Origin of the sequence: Clostridium sp. Cult1, assembly GCF_021655095.1 — a bacterium.
In the GTDB taxonomy this organism is placed as follows: domain Bacteria; phylum Bacillota; class Clostridia; order Tissierellales; family Tepidimicrobiaceae; genus Schnuerera.
Window position 1 is genome coordinate 434,546 of the sequence record NZ_PPXW01000001.1, and the last position, 15,984, is coordinate 450,529.

13 protein-coding genes are annotated in these 15,984 nt (G+C 31.7%); 3 read left to right on the forward strand and 10 right to left on the reverse strand.

Features of this window, described 5'->3' with window-relative positions; genetic code table 11:
* A partial coding sequence (locus C3E89_RS01995; protein WP_236910824.1) for a helix-turn-helix domain-containing protein occupies positions 1-622 on the forward strand: 622 nt, incomplete at its 5' end.
* Positions 623-812: 190 nt separating this feature from the next.
* Complete coding sequence (gene rhaA / locus C3E89_RS02000; protein ID WP_236910825.1) at positions 813-2,066, forward strand: L-rhamnose isomerase; 1,254 nt, start codon at positions 813-815, stop codon at positions 2,064-2,066.
* Positions 2,067-2,112: 46 nt separating this feature from the next.
* Here rhaA and C3E89_RS02005 read toward each other — a convergent pair whose 3' ends face one another.
* The 10 genes from C3E89_RS02005 to C3E89_RS02050 form a co-directional block, all read right to left on the reverse strand.
* A complete protein-coding gene (locus C3E89_RS02005) occupies positions 2,113-3,471 on the reverse strand; it encodes a GTP pyrophosphokinase (RefSeq protein WP_236910826.1) in 1,359 nt (452 codons plus the stop codon).
* 68 nt (positions 3,472-3,539) lie between these two features.
* Positions 3,540-4,433 (reverse strand): cell division protein FtsX, encoded by an 894-nt coding sequence (locus tag C3E89_RS02010; RefSeq protein WP_236910827.1) that lies wholly within the window; start codon positions 4,431-4,433, stop codon positions 3,540-3,542.
* The gene (locus tag C3E89_RS02015) at positions 4,430-5,110 is read right to left on the reverse strand and encodes a cell division ATP-binding protein FtsE (RefSeq protein WP_236910828.1); all 681 of its coding nucleotides are present in this window, start codon (positions 5,108-5,110) and stop codon (positions 4,430-4,432) included. The genes C3E89_RS02010 and C3E89_RS02015 overlap by 4 nt, the downstream gene beginning before the upstream one ends.
* A 22-nt stretch (positions 5,111-5,132) precedes the next feature.
* The gene (locus C3E89_RS02020; RefSeq protein WP_236910829.1) at positions 5,133-6,254 is read right to left on the reverse strand and encodes a coiled-coil domain-containing protein; all 1,122 of its coding nucleotides are present in this window, start codon (positions 6,252-6,254) and stop codon (positions 5,133-5,135) included.
* A gap of 117 nt (positions 6,255-6,371) precedes the next feature.
* Positions 6,372-7,733, reverse strand: coding sequence for a YjiH family protein (locus tag C3E89_RS02025; RefSeq protein ID WP_236910830.1), 1,362 nt, complete (start codon positions 7,731-7,733; stop codon positions 6,372-6,374).
* Positions 7,734-7,933: 200 nt separating this feature from the next.
* Complete coding sequence (locus tag C3E89_RS02030) at positions 7,934-8,866, reverse strand: S66 peptidase family protein (RefSeq protein ID WP_236910831.1); 933 nt, start codon at positions 8,864-8,866, stop codon at positions 7,934-7,936.
* A gap of 178 nt (positions 8,867-9,044) precedes the next feature.
* Positions 9,045-10,247: a hypothetical protein gene (locus C3E89_RS02035; protein ID WP_236910832.1), complete on the reverse strand. Its 1,203-nt coding sequence runs from the start codon at positions 10,245-10,247 to the stop codon at positions 9,045-9,047.
* Between the two features lie 15 nt (positions 10,248-10,262).
* Entirely contained in the window at positions 10,263-11,393 is a 1,131-nt protein-coding gene (locus C3E89_RS02040) for a M20 family metallopeptidase (RefSeq protein ID WP_236910833.1), read from the reverse strand.
* Between the two features lie 27 nt (positions 11,394-11,420).
* Positions 11,421-12,773 (reverse strand): amidohydrolase family protein, encoded by a 1,353-nt coding sequence (locus C3E89_RS02045; protein WP_236910834.1) that lies wholly within the window; start codon positions 12,771-12,773, stop codon positions 11,421-11,423.
* Between the two features lie 89 nt (positions 12,774-12,862).
* On the reverse strand, positions 12,863-14,479 hold the full coding sequence (locus C3E89_RS02050) for a PucR family transcriptional regulator (RefSeq protein ID WP_236910835.1): 1,617 nt from the start codon (positions 14,477-14,479) through the stop codon (positions 12,863-12,865).
* 360 nt (positions 14,480-14,839) lie between these two features.
* Here C3E89_RS02050 and C3E89_RS02055 point away from each other — a divergent pair, with 360 nt between their 5' ends.
* The gene (locus C3E89_RS02055) at positions 14,840-15,973 is read left to right on the forward strand and encodes a YibE/F family protein (RefSeq protein ID WP_236910836.1); all 1,134 of its coding nucleotides are present in this window, start codon (positions 14,840-14,842) and stop codon (positions 15,971-15,973) included.
* Positions 15,974-15,984 lie beyond the last annotated feature (11 nt).

Genomic DNA, 15,984 nt, shown 5'->3' on the forward strand with positions numbered 1-15,984 from the left:
ATCCTCCTTTTTTGTGATTTCGACGATTACATTATATCAAATTGAGGATTATTCTCTATATTTTTTTGTTTATTTGTCCAACAATTATTTTACACTAAGATATACTAACCATGCAAAAGCAGAATATTTATATTTTAAAGTATCAAAAAACAAAGAAATTCAAGAAACTATAGATAGAATCATGTGGGAGTTATACAAACCTTCCACAATGAGTGAAGCAACAATAAAGTTATTAGTCGGCTTATTATTAATCGAATTAGCTAAAAAAACCGATTCTATTGAAGGTTATTCCGCCAATGATTACGAAAAAAAATTGGTATTAGATACTTTGAACTATATTGATACCAATTATAAAACTGCAACCTTATATGAAATATCAAATAGGTTAAGACAACCCCATTACAAATTAAGTCGTATCATTAAAAAATACACTGAATTAACTTTTAATGAATTGTTACAAGAAAAACGATTAAGTAAAGCAGCAGAACTTCTTAAATCAACTAACTTGCCAATTTCAGAAACTATCCAATCTATAGGATATGAAAATTTAACATATTTTTATAAAATTTTTAAGAAAAAATATAATACTACTCCTAAAAAGTATAGAGATACAACTGACTAAAATATCTTTTTTTGCAAATAAGGTTAATAAACTAAACAAATATGGATATTAAAATACCTCCTTTTTAAATATATAATTTAGTATAGTAATTATTATATATAGCCTTCATATGTAATCTCCTAAGCAAAAATAGACTTTAAACTGAAATTAGATTATACATTTTTAAATAACGTTAATTAGGAGGTATAAGATGGACATTAGTAAAAGATTTCAATCAGCAAAAAAGGATTATGAGAAACTAGGTATAGATGTAGAAAAAGCTCTTGAAAAACTATCTAAAGTTAAAATATCAATCCATTGTTGGCAAGGTGATGATATTACGGGTTTTGAGATTGAAGAACGTTCACTTTCAGGCGGAATCGATGTAACGGGAAATTACCCTGGAAAAGCTAGAAATCCTAAAGAATTGAGAAAAGATTTAGAAAAAGCATTAAGTTTGATACCAGGAAAACATAAAGTTAATCTACATGCCATCTATGCAGAAACCGATGGTGTAGCTGTTGATAGAGATGAAATTGAACCTAAGCATTTTGAAAACTGGGTTAAATGGGCTAAGAAGATGGGTATAGGATTGGATTTTAACCCAACTCTATTTTCTCATCCAAAGGCCGAAGAAGCCACTCTTTCCAATCCAAATGAAGATATAAGAAATTTCTGGATAGAACATTGTAAAAGATCTAGGAAAATTGGAGAATACTTTGGAAAAGAACTAGGCCAACCTTGTTTAACAAACATTTGGATTCCTGACGGTTTTAAAGATATACCTAGCGATAGACTTGCACCAAGAAAAAGATTGAAAGATTCATTGGATAAGATATTCGAAGAAGAAATAAATGAAAAGTATAATATAGACTCAGTTGAGTCCAAATTGTTTGGAATAGGTGTAGAATCCTACACTGTTGGATCCCATGAGTTTTATATGAATTATGCAGCTAAAAATAATAAAATATATTTATTAGACGCTGGGCATTTCCATCCTACTGAAGTCATATCAGACAAAATACCATCCATGCTATTGTTCAACGATAAGGTAGCATTACATGTTAGTAGACCTGTTCGTTGGGACAGCGACCATGTTATAACTTTTGATGATGAATTACAAGAAATCGCCAAGGAAATCGTTAGAAACGATGCGCTAGATAAGGTAATTATTGGTCTAGATTTCTTTGATGCAAGTATAAATCGAGTTGCCGCCTGGGTGTTAGGCACTAGAAATATGATAAAAGCATTATTATTTGCCCTTTTAATGCCAAATGGGGAATTGAAAAAGCTGCAAGAAAAAAGGGGTTTCACTAAAAGATTAGTATTAATGGAAGAACTTAAATCTTATCCTTTTGGAGATGTTTGGAACTACTATTGTCATACTAATAATGTTCCGATTAAAGATGAATGGTACAATATTGTTAAACAATACGAAGAAGAAGAGTTATCAAAAAGAAAATAAATAAGTTCCTTTTTTGGTGCCAGGCACCAAAAAAGGAACTTATTCATTATTTATAATCATTAAGTTTCATCATAAGCTCATCGGTAAAATATTTGATATTTTCCTTCCACATATCATAATTCATAACCTTGTTTAAGGTTATATTTATCTTTCTATTCATACAGTCTATATTATCGTCGTTTATAAACTCTATTTCTCTATTGTTTATGAAACTGTCTGCTACTAAATTCATAATATATTCTATTATCTCTTTCCTTTCTTCTTGAGAAAATTTTGTATTTAGCCCTTGGTTTAACTTCAAATTATTGTGAAAACGATTTCTCAGAAATATTAGGAAGCCTTCAAACTCCTCTGCATTACTACCCCTTTCCAATTGGAATATTATCTTAAAAAATAGGTTCCATTTAAAATCCTTATTGATTATTTCTAAAATAGCCTCCCCAATTTTTGCACAAAAATCATCTTCGTATTCTATTTCCCTTTCAAACTCTATATGTCTATCCAAATATATCTCATTTCCCTTTATCCTGTAAAGCCTCTCTAAAACCTTTAAAAACACTTCATCATAACTTTGTGGCTCTTTAGAACCATTCTTCCTTAAAACATAGGATACGATTACATCACAGGATTTTCTATAATCTACAACAAAACCAAATTCTTCTTTAGTCTTTTCCGAATATATTTCATATATTAACTTAGAAAGTATGGATTCTAATTGCTCCCTTCTTTTATCTATATTAGCCTCATCCATATCCTTCAAATGGGTAAAAAGAATCATTAGCTGTCTATCTATCATACTTAAATTTTCCCTTAAGGAATACATTACATCCTTAAATAATTCCTCAGTAAGGAGATATTTATAGTTTTTGTATAGTACTTTATGTTCTACTTCTCCCCAAAATACGTTTACAAGAGATTTGATCTGTAATTCAAATTTCAACACCCTATTATCCTTAATATATTTCCCATCAATTTTATATATGCCAAAACCATTTTTTTGTAGTTGAGGCTGCTTTTCACCTAATTTCAAGAGAATATTAGGCTTTCCTTCATTATAATAATAACCATCTTCTTCAGGTTTATCGAATATTTCAAATAGTTTACCATATACCTCTTCTTCATCCTCAATAAATCTACATTCAATCCTTACTCCAATTAGATCCGATAGACTTTTAACCAACTCCTCTGGTGAATCATACTTTAAATAAAAATTGTTTCTAAATATCTTTTCCTTTAAACTCATGGAAGATTTAACTCTGGAACTAATATTTAGTATATTATCCAAATCTAAAAATTTTTCTTTAAAGAAATATTCCAACTCCCTATTTCCTTCTTCTAGTAAATCCCTCATCTCATCTACCAAAACTATGGTATCATCAATAAAATCAAATATCTCTAAACGCATTTCTTGGCCCCCTTAAGTTTTATTCCCTAATTAGCCCGCCTATATATTATACCACAAAAAACAAATAACTACTTAAGGTTATTACCATGTTTAGTTAAACCAAATAAACTCCCTACTATACCTAAAGCTCCACTCATAACAATAATCAATAATCCCACTTTAGTAACCAAAGTTTCCTTTGGCAATAATGGTATGAACGGAATCGCAGTAGCCATTTGCCCATAACCATATTCCAATGTGAATTTTAGCAATAAAAAGGCTAGAATTCCCCCTATTAAAGTCAAAAACAATCCTTCCAATAAAAATGGAAAACCAATAAAAAATTCTGGGGCTCCTAGCAACTCCAAGGTGTTTATCTGTTCTCTATTATTATAGATACCCTGCCTAATAATATGGGACACTACTATTAAAGTAGAAACTCCAACAGCAACTACAGCCAAAACACCTAGAACTTTGAGTATAATTACAATATCCTGTAATCGATCTATAACTCCCTTATTATCTCTAATATAATCTATATCTTCTATACTTTCTAGTCTATCCAATATGGAATCTACTTCTTCAATATGGATCTGTATCTCAATAAAAGAAGTAAATGGATTCTCATCAAACAATTCCAAAACATTAGCTTCTTTCCCTAATATTTCTGCCATCCTATTATAGGATTCGTCTTCATCAACCAAAGTAACCCTTCCTACTCCCTCCATTTTTTCAATATCCTCTATTAATCTGTTAATTTCTTCCCTTTCTAATTTAGTATCATAATACACATTTATCTCTGCTTCCTTTTCCACTATTTCTATAACATAATTACTAATTTCCCATCCCGAAATCACTAAAGCTAAAATAAAAAATATTAATCCAATACTAATAATAGAAAATAGATTGGAGAAAAAATCTAATTTAAATAGAGTCTTTGCTTCCTTTATAAAATAACCTAGATTATAAGCTGCTTTCCTCACTTTGCCATAACCCCCCGTCTCTCCCACTGAAGATTCCCTTCTTCTATTCGAATAAATAACCCATCCTCTTTTTCTCCAATTAAATGGGTTGCATGGGTAGTAATTATAATGGTAGTTTGTTCATCTTTAAGAGATGTTAAAATATCCATTATATTTAATGCATTATCTATATCTAAATTTCCTGTAGGCTCATCTGCTAATATTAAAGAAGGCTTTCTAGCTATAGCTCTAGCAATAGCAATCCTTTGGCTTTCTCCCCAGGATAATCTTTCCACTATAGAATTCCTTTTATGGATCAACCCAACTTTTTCTAAAGCTCTAGTGGCATTTTCCTCCATTTCCTTTGGAGTAAAATGTAAAAACCTCATCCCCAATACTATATTCTCTAAAGCGGTCCTTCCCTTTATAAGTTTAAACTCTTGGAAAACTGGCCCCATATTCCTCCTAAGTTTTCTAATATTTGATATCTGTTCTCTGGCTATCCATTGACCCATAACCTTTAAATTTCCTTCTGTAGGATATTCAATTCCCATAATTAATTTTAACAGGCTAGTCTTTCCTGACCCACTAGGTCCCGTTATATATACAATTTCTCCAGCTTCTATATGTAAATTTACACTCTTTAAAGCCTTGGTGCCATCTCCATATACTAAAGACATGTCCTTAGCTTCAATCATAGTAAAACCTCCAATCTATACATTAAAACAGTTTAATCTCAACGGTTAGTTCTATATAACCATCCATAATCTCTACAGCTTTCAAAACATTTCTCCCAATCAATGGTTGAATATCTAGAATGAAATCCCCTTCTTCAAAGAATTTATCTATAGTTCCCTTTTTAAGAACAAAACCATAGTAAGTCCCCTCTTCAACTTTAAACTGTAAAATTTGTTTATCCAAAACCACAAAAGAACCTATTAACAATAATTCTTTTTCAGGAAACTCCATTTCTACTCTATCAGGATAAAAATGAACTATAATTTCTGGCAAATTGGAATTAGCCTTAATTATTTGATTAAATATACCTTCTCTAATACTTCCCTTTACATTTTTCCCAGCTAATTTTAATTTCACTTCTTCTTCAGGCAAATCTCCTTCTTTTATAATATGAGTAAATTCCTTAGTTGCATCTTTTATTAAAAGAGTCAATTCATCTATCATCTTCATCAATCTATCTAATTGTTCTTGATAATATTCTCTATCACCTTCCAAAGAGGCTAAATATTCTTCCATTTCCTTTACCTTTTGTTGTCCTTCTTCTATTGTTTTAGCCAATTGATCCTCTGTTTCTTCTAATAGGTTAAGCTTTTGGTCTAAACTAACCTTCTCCTTAATAAGTCTCTTTTTAATCTCATCTATTGAATCTAATAATTCTCCTGTATTCTTAGTTAAATCCCTTAAAGTATTTATCCTCCTCAGCAAGTTGGCTATATTTTCTGCATCTAGAATTATCTCAATATAAGAACCAGGCCCCATCCTCTGATAGGATCTAAGGACCTGTTTCAATAAATCCAATTTATCCTCGTAACTTTTAGTCTCCTTTTCTATCTTTCTATCTAAATCCCCTATTTCCTTTTTCATTTTTCCAATATCCAATGTAATCCTTTCCTTTTCCATTTCTAGCTCTTCAATTTCTTGGGCTTGAATAAATAAGGAGTCTAATATCTCTCTTTCCTCACTAGATATATTCAATAATTCCTCTTGGATTTTCTCTAAAGAATCTTCCTCTTCTGCTACCATTTCAGAAGAAATAAATATAGTATTACACAATATTAATAAGGCTAATATAATGAATTTTCTTCTGTCCCTAGTCCTAAGCATCCTTCCACCCCTTTCCTGCTTCTCCTTATAATATTAGACATAGAATCCTCTTTTCCTTCCTTTTCTACAAAATAAAAAAAGCCACTCCTAAAAAGGAATGGCTAATTAACAATCTATCTAAAATATAATATGGGCAGCAATAGCGATAATCGGTAGTGTAATTAAAGTTCTCTCTATAAATATGATAAATAACTCCTTTAAGGATACAGGGATCCTTGAACCTAATATAACTGCTCCAACCTCTGATAGATAAACTAATTGGGTTACAGAAACTGTAGCTACAATAAAGCGAGTCATCTCACTTGGAATACTAGCACCTATAACGGAAGGTAGGAACATGTCTGCAAATCCTACTACCATGGTTTTAGAAGCTTCTACTGCATACTCTACCTGGAACAATTTTAGTATTGGAATAAAAGGCATGCCCAACCAATCAAATACTGGAGTAGCCTCTGCAATTATAAGAGCTATAGTGCCAAAGGCCATTATTACTGGTAATACGCCTAGCCACATATCTAATACAGTTTTCACTCCATTTATTACGAAATTTTTAGGATTTCCACTTTCCTCTGCCTTCTTTACAGCTAAATAAGTACCCCATTGGACATTTGTAAATCCCTCTGGCACATCTTCTCCAACATCTTTTTTAACCCCAGTATAATAAGTATCCTTCTTTCTAGATAGAGGTGGAATTCTTGGCATTATAATAGCTGCAACTATTCCAGATATAATAATGGTTAAATAATAAGGTCCGAATAAATGAGCTAAATCAACCTGATTTAGTACTACTAAACTAAAAGTAATAGATACAGCCGAGAAGGTAGTAGATATAATAGATGCTTCCTTGGCAGTATAATATCCATCTTCATACTGTTTGTTAGTCAGTGCTACACCAATAGTTCCATCTCCTACCCAAGAAGCAATACAGTCTATAGATGAACGCCCAGGTAATTCAAATACTGGTCTCATCAATGAAGTCAATAATGCCCCAATAAACTCTAATAATCCAAAGTCCGTTAAAAAAGGTAATAAAAATCCTGCAAATAAAAATATAGAGAACAATCCTAGTATTAAATCGTGAAGTATTAATCCACCAGTATCTCCAGACCAAATCCACTCAGGTCCTATTTCGAAATACACTAAAATAGCCAGTATAACTCCAATAATTCTTGTAGCAATCCAAAAATTAGATACGTCAAATACAGATTTCAAAAATTCACTTTTCTCAATAAATGCGGGTTTAGAAAATTTGTAAGCAAGAGTCATAATTCCGGTTAAAGTAATTATAATTACAATGATGGTAGGTAAAATAGATTCTAATAAACCTGTTAAACCCCCTGCCAGTAGGGCAACTAGAATAGTTGTATCCCCTTCATATTTGAAAGGAAACATTAATAGAAGCACACCAATAACTGAAGGTACAATAAATTTTAAGTAATCACCAGCTGAAAAATTTTTCTTTTCATAGGAATTACCCATAAACGCCCTCCTCTTTTAAATTTTTACTTTTACAAATTTACCTCCTTTCTTAAAAAATCATCAAAATTTATATAATCAGTAATACATATAAGGTTACTAAATATATATTATAAAGTAATGTGTGGTAAAAGTCAAAATATTTTCAATTTTCCATTTTTATAATAGAATATGGATAAACAAACCAGTCTAAAAAGACTGGTTTAATGTATTGGTCTTTCCAGTAGCAATAATTCTTTCTTATCTGCATCCATCTTAGCATTTATTCCAAAGGGTATGGTCACCACTGGCTCACAATGACCTGCTTTTAAATTGAATATGGTAGGCTTTCCTATAGGTTTTATTATATTATCTATTACTTCCTCCAAAGTTAAAGAATCATCATACTCTGAACTCTCTGCTACACAATTATTAAAATCACCTAAAATAATTCCTTCTGCTTCTTCTAATTTTTTGGATAATCTCAGTTGAGTAAACATTCTATCTATTTTATAAGGTTCTTCATCTATTTCCTCTATAAATAAGATTTTCCCTTTTGTATCTATCTCATATGGGGTACCAATGGTACTAGTTATTAAAGATAGATTTCCACCAATTATTGGACCTTCTGCAATTCCACCATTTATAGTTAATATTTTACCTAATGAATCCTTTATGGCAAATTGATATTCGCCTTCCATAATAGAATTAAGCAAACTTTCCTTAGAAAAATCACTAAATTCTCCAATTAAATCCGATGCTGCCATAGGTCCATGGAAGGTAATTAAATTAGATAGTTGATTAAAGGCAATATGTAAAGCCGTTATATCACTATATCCTATGAATACCTTTGGATTTTCTTTTATCAATTTATAATCCAACAAATCCAAAATACGTGGTGTTCCATATCCACCCCTTAAACATATAATTCCGTCTATTTCTTGATTTTTAAACATAGTATTTAAATCTTCCGCCCTTAAATCATCTGAACCTGCTAAATAACCATAATTTGAATAACAACTTTTCCCCATAATTACCTTAAATCCCATTTGATTTAGCTTTTTATAAGCTAAATCAACCTTATCTTTAGTAGTAGGACTAGCTGGAGCCACTACTCCTAAAGTATCTCCTATTTTTAATCCTTTTGGTTTTATCATTTCTCTCCTCCTCAATTAAGCTCTATAAAATATTCGTTATTACAAAGCATCCCTTTTCATTTACCAATACATTCTATCAAAATTGAATCTATAACTTCAACATCTCCTCATCTATTCTAATATATTCAAAATTACTTATCCTTTATACTAATAAAAAAACCAGCCATTAGACTGGTTTTTATAGCCAAGGTAGTACCTTGATTATTACAGACACTATTATAGTTGTTACCCCCATAGATGTTACATTTCCTATAGTGGGATGATATCCTTCTGGAAGCTTGCTGCAGAAATATTCAGCTAAAGCTGGTCCAATGATTCCTCCTAATATACCTGCTGTAGCAGCAATCCCTACTGATGATCCAAACATTAGAACACAAGCAGGTCCAACGCTTACTACAGGCACATAGGTTCCATACCATCCTTGTTCCACATATTTATCAAAGTATAAGAATACTCCTACTGCCGAACCAATAAATTGGGACAATATTATTCCCGGAATTACACCTGCACCGTAAACACCGTGATTTACATTTAGTATCCAGTCTAAAGCAGCTCCCAATATTACCAATATTCCAGCTATTTCATTACCATAAAATTGGGCTTCAGAAAAATCTGCTAAAACCCTTCTTACAGACCATAAAGGTTTCTCCATTTCCTTTATAGTTTCTTCTTGAGATTTTTCCTTCCTGTTATGTGGTTTTGCTGGTACCTCTTCCATCCAAGGCAAAGCTTTACATATAGTACAAACTAAAATTCCTGTAATAGCCATTGTAAATACATTTGATACTACTCCTGGTACATCCAAAACTGGAATAATATAATCGCTAATCCACATAGCCACTGGGAATCCCATGATCCCCCCAAGAATTGAACCAGTAAACAGTGCTTTCAAACTTGGTCCATATAATAGCATAATTGCTGGTGGGATACCTACTACTGTAATAAAGGTTGGTAACCAAGTATATTCCCCTGTGTTAAAAAACCTAGTATAGTTCAAAACAAATATTGCAACAAATAATGATAATAGCTGAGCTGCTAATACCCAAGGCCACAGATTGGAACCATAAGATACATCAAATCCTCTATATTTAGAATTTTTCACATCCAGTCTCCAAGCTATAAATCCTCCTATGATTACACCTAAAGAAGCAAAAAATCCTGCATAGAACTGAGCTTCTGTAAAATTCATAATATACCATATGAATTTATAGAATGGATCATGGCCTGCATTAGCGACTATTGTATTATAATCCAACCAATTACTCACTACATTAATATTGTTTAGAATAAAATATATTAAAAAACCTATTCCAACGGAAATAATAAGCCCTGCTACCGAACCCGAATTATACTTTCGTTTTTTCGCCTTCATATCTTCCATACTCATCCTTCCCTTCTAAGAATTTTTAATATAAGAAATATAAAACTTAGTCATTCTTATAATTGATTCCAATTTTATCCTTTCATTTTTCTGATGACACATATTTTCCTCACCAGGTCCTAATAGGACAAAAGGTATGTTATGAAACGGTATCAGTTGAGATGCATCAGTATAAAAGTTTATCCCCTTAAATTTTACTGGATAAGATAGCTTTTCATATGCGGATACTATCTCCTTTATAAATCTATCCTCTTCGTCCATAGTCAAGGGTGGCCTATTATTCTCCACTTGTATATCTATGGATAATCCTGGGTTTTCTTCTTCCATACTTTTTCCAATAATATTTGCATCCTCTAAAATTGTATTATGATCTAATCCAGGTATGGTCCTTATATCCACTGAAGCTTCCGCATTTTCAGGAGTTATATTGGTCTTTACTCCTCCTTTTATTAGAGTAATGGCAAAACTAGATTTCCCTAATAAGGGGTGGCTCTTATCTAAATCCATAGTATCTCTAAGCCTATAAATATATTCATATAATTTTTCTATAGCATTAATCCCTAATTCTGGTTTTGAACCATGAGAAGATTTTCCTGCTACCAGAATATTTAGCCATAAAGCACCCTTCTCACAAGTACCAATTTCTTCATCAGTAGGCTCTGGAATAAATACTTTGGATATATCCTTTAAATCTCCCTTATCCCTTAAGGCCTGTACCCCCATGCCTCCTGATTCTTCATCAGCAGTAAAAACAAACTTAAGAGTATGAGGAGGAGTTATGTTATTCTCTATGAAATATAGTGCTGTCAATATCATAGCTGTAACTCCACCCTTCATATCAGAAGTGCCTCTTCCATACATATAACCGTCTTCCACTACTCCATCAAAAGGTGGATAAATCCAACTAGACTCGTCTGACACTGGTACAGTATCTATATGACCCATGAAGCCTATTTTCTCTTCATCTTTCCCTTTTATCTCTAATAATAAGGAACCTCTATTATTACCATGATCGATTATTTCATAATCAATACCTTTAGGGAAGAAGCTTAAAATAGTCTTAACTACATCCATTTCATTTCCAGGTGGATTGGTAGTATTTACATTAACCAATTTTCTTAGAATATTCTCTGTTCTTTTCTTCAACTTAAACTCCCCCTTTAAAATCAATTATTATCTTTTATATGAGAACATTACTAAATCTCCCACTCCAATTCTCTTTACCATACCAAATTTACTTACAAATCCTCCTGCACCACTACCTCGTCTTACTGCTCTACTTTCAAATCCTACTACTTCTCCATTTACTATGGTGTAGGCTGCTGATTTTACTTTTCTGTTTATAACGGTAACATTAGCTAATGCTCCTTTTCCTAGATGCCCAATTTTTTCTGTCCACCAGCTATTATCCGTTTTTTCTGCAACTAATTTAGCTGGGTTACAAGTCATAGTAGCCACTGAATCGGATAAGCTTAATACTCCCATTTCAGCCAATTCCAGTATTGTAGGTATATTGTCTCTAGTATCTCCAAACCCTTTCATAGTAGCGTCATTTTGTCCATCGGATATCAACACATCAACTATTCCTTTTTCCAATGCATCATAAGCTAACTGTTGAGATTTTTTCGGTAGAATAAGTCCCTCTCTACTACCGCCACCTTCTCTTAGCATGGTAGTTACAAATTCTCCAGTTACATTTTCTTCTTCACATAAATCGATTATGAATTTCATAGATTCAGCAGCCTCTTTATGAGTACCACATCCAGCTGCTGTTGCATGACCTAAGTGGATTGGTCTACCTTTAGATAACTTAACTAATCTGGCAGCATGATCTGGGTCTTGAGTATGTGTCATATATATTAATTTAGCTTTAGAAGTTATTTCAAATATTTTATCTATATTTTCATCCGACATAATGAAATGTCCCATATGGTCTTTAATACCAACAATTAAAGGTGCTGTAGTATTTGTAATGCTATTTCTTGTCATCTTAGATGAAGCTATATCTTCCTCTAATTCACCCTTATAAAGTTTTATCAATTCCTCTACCGATAGCATAGTAGCTAAAACGCTACCAGCCCCTTGATATACTCCAATATTTATTGGTAACCCTCTATCTACCTCTGCCCCTAGTAATGCTGGTGCCATGAATGTATTTCCTGCTCCTGGAGAAAGCCCCATAGTTACTCCGTCAGCTACTGAACCATAGATTGGATCCGTGCTTATTTCAAACAAATCACCTAGATGAAGATGCATATCTACTAACCCTGGTACAACCAATAAACCTTCACAGTCTATTACTAAATCTCCCTTTTCTACATAGATATCCTTGCCTACCTCTACTATTTCATCTCCTATTATAACCACATCCAATACTTCTTCTACTTGGTTTTTAGGATCTATTACTAGTCCATTTTTTAAAATAATTTTTCCAGTCTTATCTAATTCCCTACTTGGATCTGATAAGCTGCCATCTTTAACAGATGCTAAGATATCTTTGGACATACCAACCTTTGTACTATACATACAACTACCTCCTTGTTAATTATTTTACTTACTTGTATTCTACATCTTAATCAACTTATACACATTGTCCACAAAGTATAAAAAAAAGACTAAATATTAGTCTTCATGTACAATGAATACTGTTTACTCATATTCATTAACTTTAAACAAAGTTCTATTTTAAACTTGTCTTCTCTACTGTTCAAGTCGATTTTAACTATCTGACTGATCTTATTAATTCTATATTTCATAGTATTATAATGAATGAACAAATCCTCTGCTGTCTTTTTTAAATTCCAATCGTTCTTTACTAAACGCTCCAAAGTTCCCATATATTCTCCATTGTTTTGTTTATCGTACTCCATTAGACTTTCCAAATACTGGCTACAGAAACTATTTGCCTCACCCTCTAAAGAAATATCATAGAGCATTCTATAAATTCCTAAATTAGAATAAATATGTGTATTATCTTCGTCATAAATAGTTCTACCTATTCTTACGGCTTTTTGAGCCTCTATGAAACTAATATATATATCTATAATAGATTCCTTGTAACTTCCGATACCAATAGTTACAGTAAATTGACTGTTTTCCTTAACAAACTGTCTCACTTCTCTAGATATCCTTTCAAGCTTTTTAAAAAAATCTTCCATAGGTTCTACATCGGGTTCTATTAGAAACACTATACTATCACTATAATTTGTGTAAAAACATTTGTAAAAACTTTTCTTCATCTTTCTAGTAATTAAACGAAATACATTATCCCTTTGCTCTTCTAGTCCATCTGTCTTTTCTAAGGATAAAAACCTTTCTTTATAATTATCTATATCCACAATTAAACATATCAGACCTTTATCCATTTTCCAACCATATAAAGCAGCCCTGTTATTAGCCTCCTCAACAGTCCTTATATTGTTTACCAATAAATCCTGGATGAACTCATCCCTATATTTCTGCTCTATTTGATGATTGGATATCTCTTTTTGTATATTTAATTTGAGAACTGTACTGGCATGTTCTATGGTTATTTTGTCTAAATCTGATAAAGTATTTTCATTTTTACCTTCTTCAACTATTATATATCCATATATAGAACCACCTATTTGAACTACATAATTATAGTATTTATCCAATATGTCTATAAGACCTAATTTTTTTATATCCTCCTCAAATTCATTAGATTTACTTTTTATATAATTTTTATTAAAGACTAAATCCATAAAAGTCACATTTCTATTCAAAATCCTATACAATGTATCTACAATATCCCCTGTTCCCTTACCTTCAATTACAATTTGTGTAAATGATTTATGAACCTTTTCAGACATCATCAATTTTTTAGCTTGAGCATTAACTATTTTTGAAAGGACAGGGTTAATTACATCGCTAAAAGCAAAATCCGTTGGTATATAGATGATGGGAAAGTTTAACCTATCTCCCGTTTCCTTAACCTCCAGAGGCAATTCTTCAATAAATCTACCTATTTTTATACCTAAAGCTGATGCACCATTTTTATTTAATTTGATTACCAAATCCTTAAGTTCTAATGGGTTATGCCTCATTATATAAGCAGTAGTAATTAAAAACTCTCCTCCCTTCATCCAATTATATATATCCGGGGCATCCATAACAGTAACAGTACTCACTTTTCTTTCCAATCCACCTTCTCCAGCCAATACTTTAAAGCCTTCAAACTGCTCCATCAAATTTTTAACCTTCATATCCATAGTATATCCATCCTCCAAAAATAATTGATACTTATTATTATATTCTACTCCCTTATTATATTACAATCTATTATAGTGATACAATTTGAAAGCTTAATAAAAGTTGTCATTCTGAGCGTCAGCGAAAAATCTCCAATATAGCTCAAAACAGAGATCCTTCACTACGTTCAGGATGACACAAATAAAATATGAGTAGTTTTTAATTGTAGAAATTAGACATCTATATTTTATATAAGTATGATAGACAATTAGGGTTAGCTATTAGAGATTCGTTGACAAAAATAGTTTAATATAAAATAAAGGTTTTTTCAAAACTAAATAGAATATATTCTTATACTTAATTACCTAAGGGGGTATAAAATGAAAATTAGTTTTCTAAAAATTTTTATATCAACAATAATTATACTATCTATTATAATAATATTTACCTCTAATCTATTCAATAGAAATCTGTCTCCTTATCAATTTGAAAAAGCCATAGTTGAAGCCATTAATGAAGAAAAGCTTGAAAATGATTCCATAGTTGAAGATCTTTATCTAGGTTATCAACAGATTAAAATTAGAATAACTACCGGAAAACATAAAGGAGAAACTTTTAATATAAGAAATCCTATGAGTAGACTTTATAATGTGCATACTAGCATAGGTGAAAAAGTCGTAGTAAGTATATATGAGGAAAATAATGTTATACAAAGCATTTCTTTATACAACTATCAAAAAGAAAAAGTAGTATATACGCTTATAATTTCTTTTTTTATTTTATTAGTTCTATTATCAGGATGGAAAGGCTTATATGCAGTAATATCCCTAGTTTTTACAGGTATAATGATAGTCTTCTTTATGATCCCAATGGTATTTAGAGGATATGAACCTATCCCTATAACAATAATAACCGTTGGTATAACTACCATAGTAACCCTATTATTAATAAATGGACCAAACCCAAAAACATTATCAGCTATTTTAGGTACTATAATTGGAGTAGTCCTAGCTGGAATTATTTCATATATCGCTAGCAATATCGCACATATTTCTGGCCTTACATCTAATGAAGCAGAAGGACTAATATATATTGCAGAACATCAAAATGTAAAAATAAAAGGGCTTACCTTTTCTGCAATTTTAATAGCATCTTTAGGAGCCATCATGGATGTAGCCATGAGCATTGCTTCTTCAATATTTGAGCTAAATAGAACCTATCCCAAAAATACAAAAAATGAATTGTTTAAATCTGGTATGAACATAGGAAAAGATATTATGGGTACCATGTCAAATACTTTGATATTAGCCTTTGTAGGTTCATCATTAAATACGATATTGTTCATCGTAGCCTATGGAATGCCCTATAGGCAAATAGTAAACTTGGACTTTTTAGTAGCTGAAGTTATACAGGGAACATCTGGTAGTATAGGTATAATTCTTACTGTGCCTATTACTGCATTTATTGCTTCCATTTTGGCTAAGAAAATAGAAAACCCTAGTGCAAGGCACTAGGGTTTTCTATT

What these genes read in the sequence shown, in the direction of transcription:
- rhaA (WP_236910825.1), top strand. Translation starts at nt 813, where the DNA reads ATGGACATTAGTAAAAGATTTCAATCAGCAAAAAAGGATTATGAGAAA.
- C3E89_RS02005 (WP_236910826.1), bottom strand. Translation starts at nt 3,471, where the DNA reads ATGCGTTTAGAGATATTTGATTTTATTGATGATACCATAGTTTTGGTA.
- C3E89_RS02015 (WP_236910828.1), bottom strand. Translation starts at nt 5,110, where the DNA reads ATGATTGAAGCTAAGGACATGTCTTTAGTATATGGAGATGGCACCAAG.
- C3E89_RS02020 (WP_236910829.1), bottom strand. Translation starts at nt 6,254, where the DNA reads ATGCTTAGGACTAGGGACAGAAGAAAATTCATTATATTAGCCTTATTA.
- C3E89_RS02025 (WP_236910830.1), bottom strand. Translation starts at nt 7,733, where the DNA reads ATGGGTAATTCCTATGAAAAGAAAAATTTTTCAGCTGGTGATTACTTA.
- C3E89_RS02030 (WP_236910831.1), bottom strand. Translation starts at nt 8,866, where the DNA reads ATGATAAAACCAAAAGGATTAAAAATAGGAGATACTTTAGGAGTAGTG.
- C3E89_RS02035 (WP_236910832.1), bottom strand. Translation starts at nt 10,247, where the DNA reads ATGGAAGATATGAAGGCGAAAAAACGAAAGTATAATTCGGGTTCGGTA.
- C3E89_RS02045 (WP_236910834.1), bottom strand. Translation starts at nt 12,773, where the DNA reads ATGTATAGTACAAAGGTTGGTATGTCCAAAGATATCTTAGCATCTGTT.
- C3E89_RS02050 (WP_236910835.1), bottom strand. Translation starts at nt 14,479, where the DNA reads ATGGATATGAAGGTTAAAAATTTGATGGAGCAGTTTGAAGGCTTTAAA.
- C3E89_RS02055 (WP_236910836.1), top strand. Translation starts at nt 14,840, where the DNA reads ATGAAAATTAGTTTTCTAAAAATTTTTATATCAACAATAATTATACTA.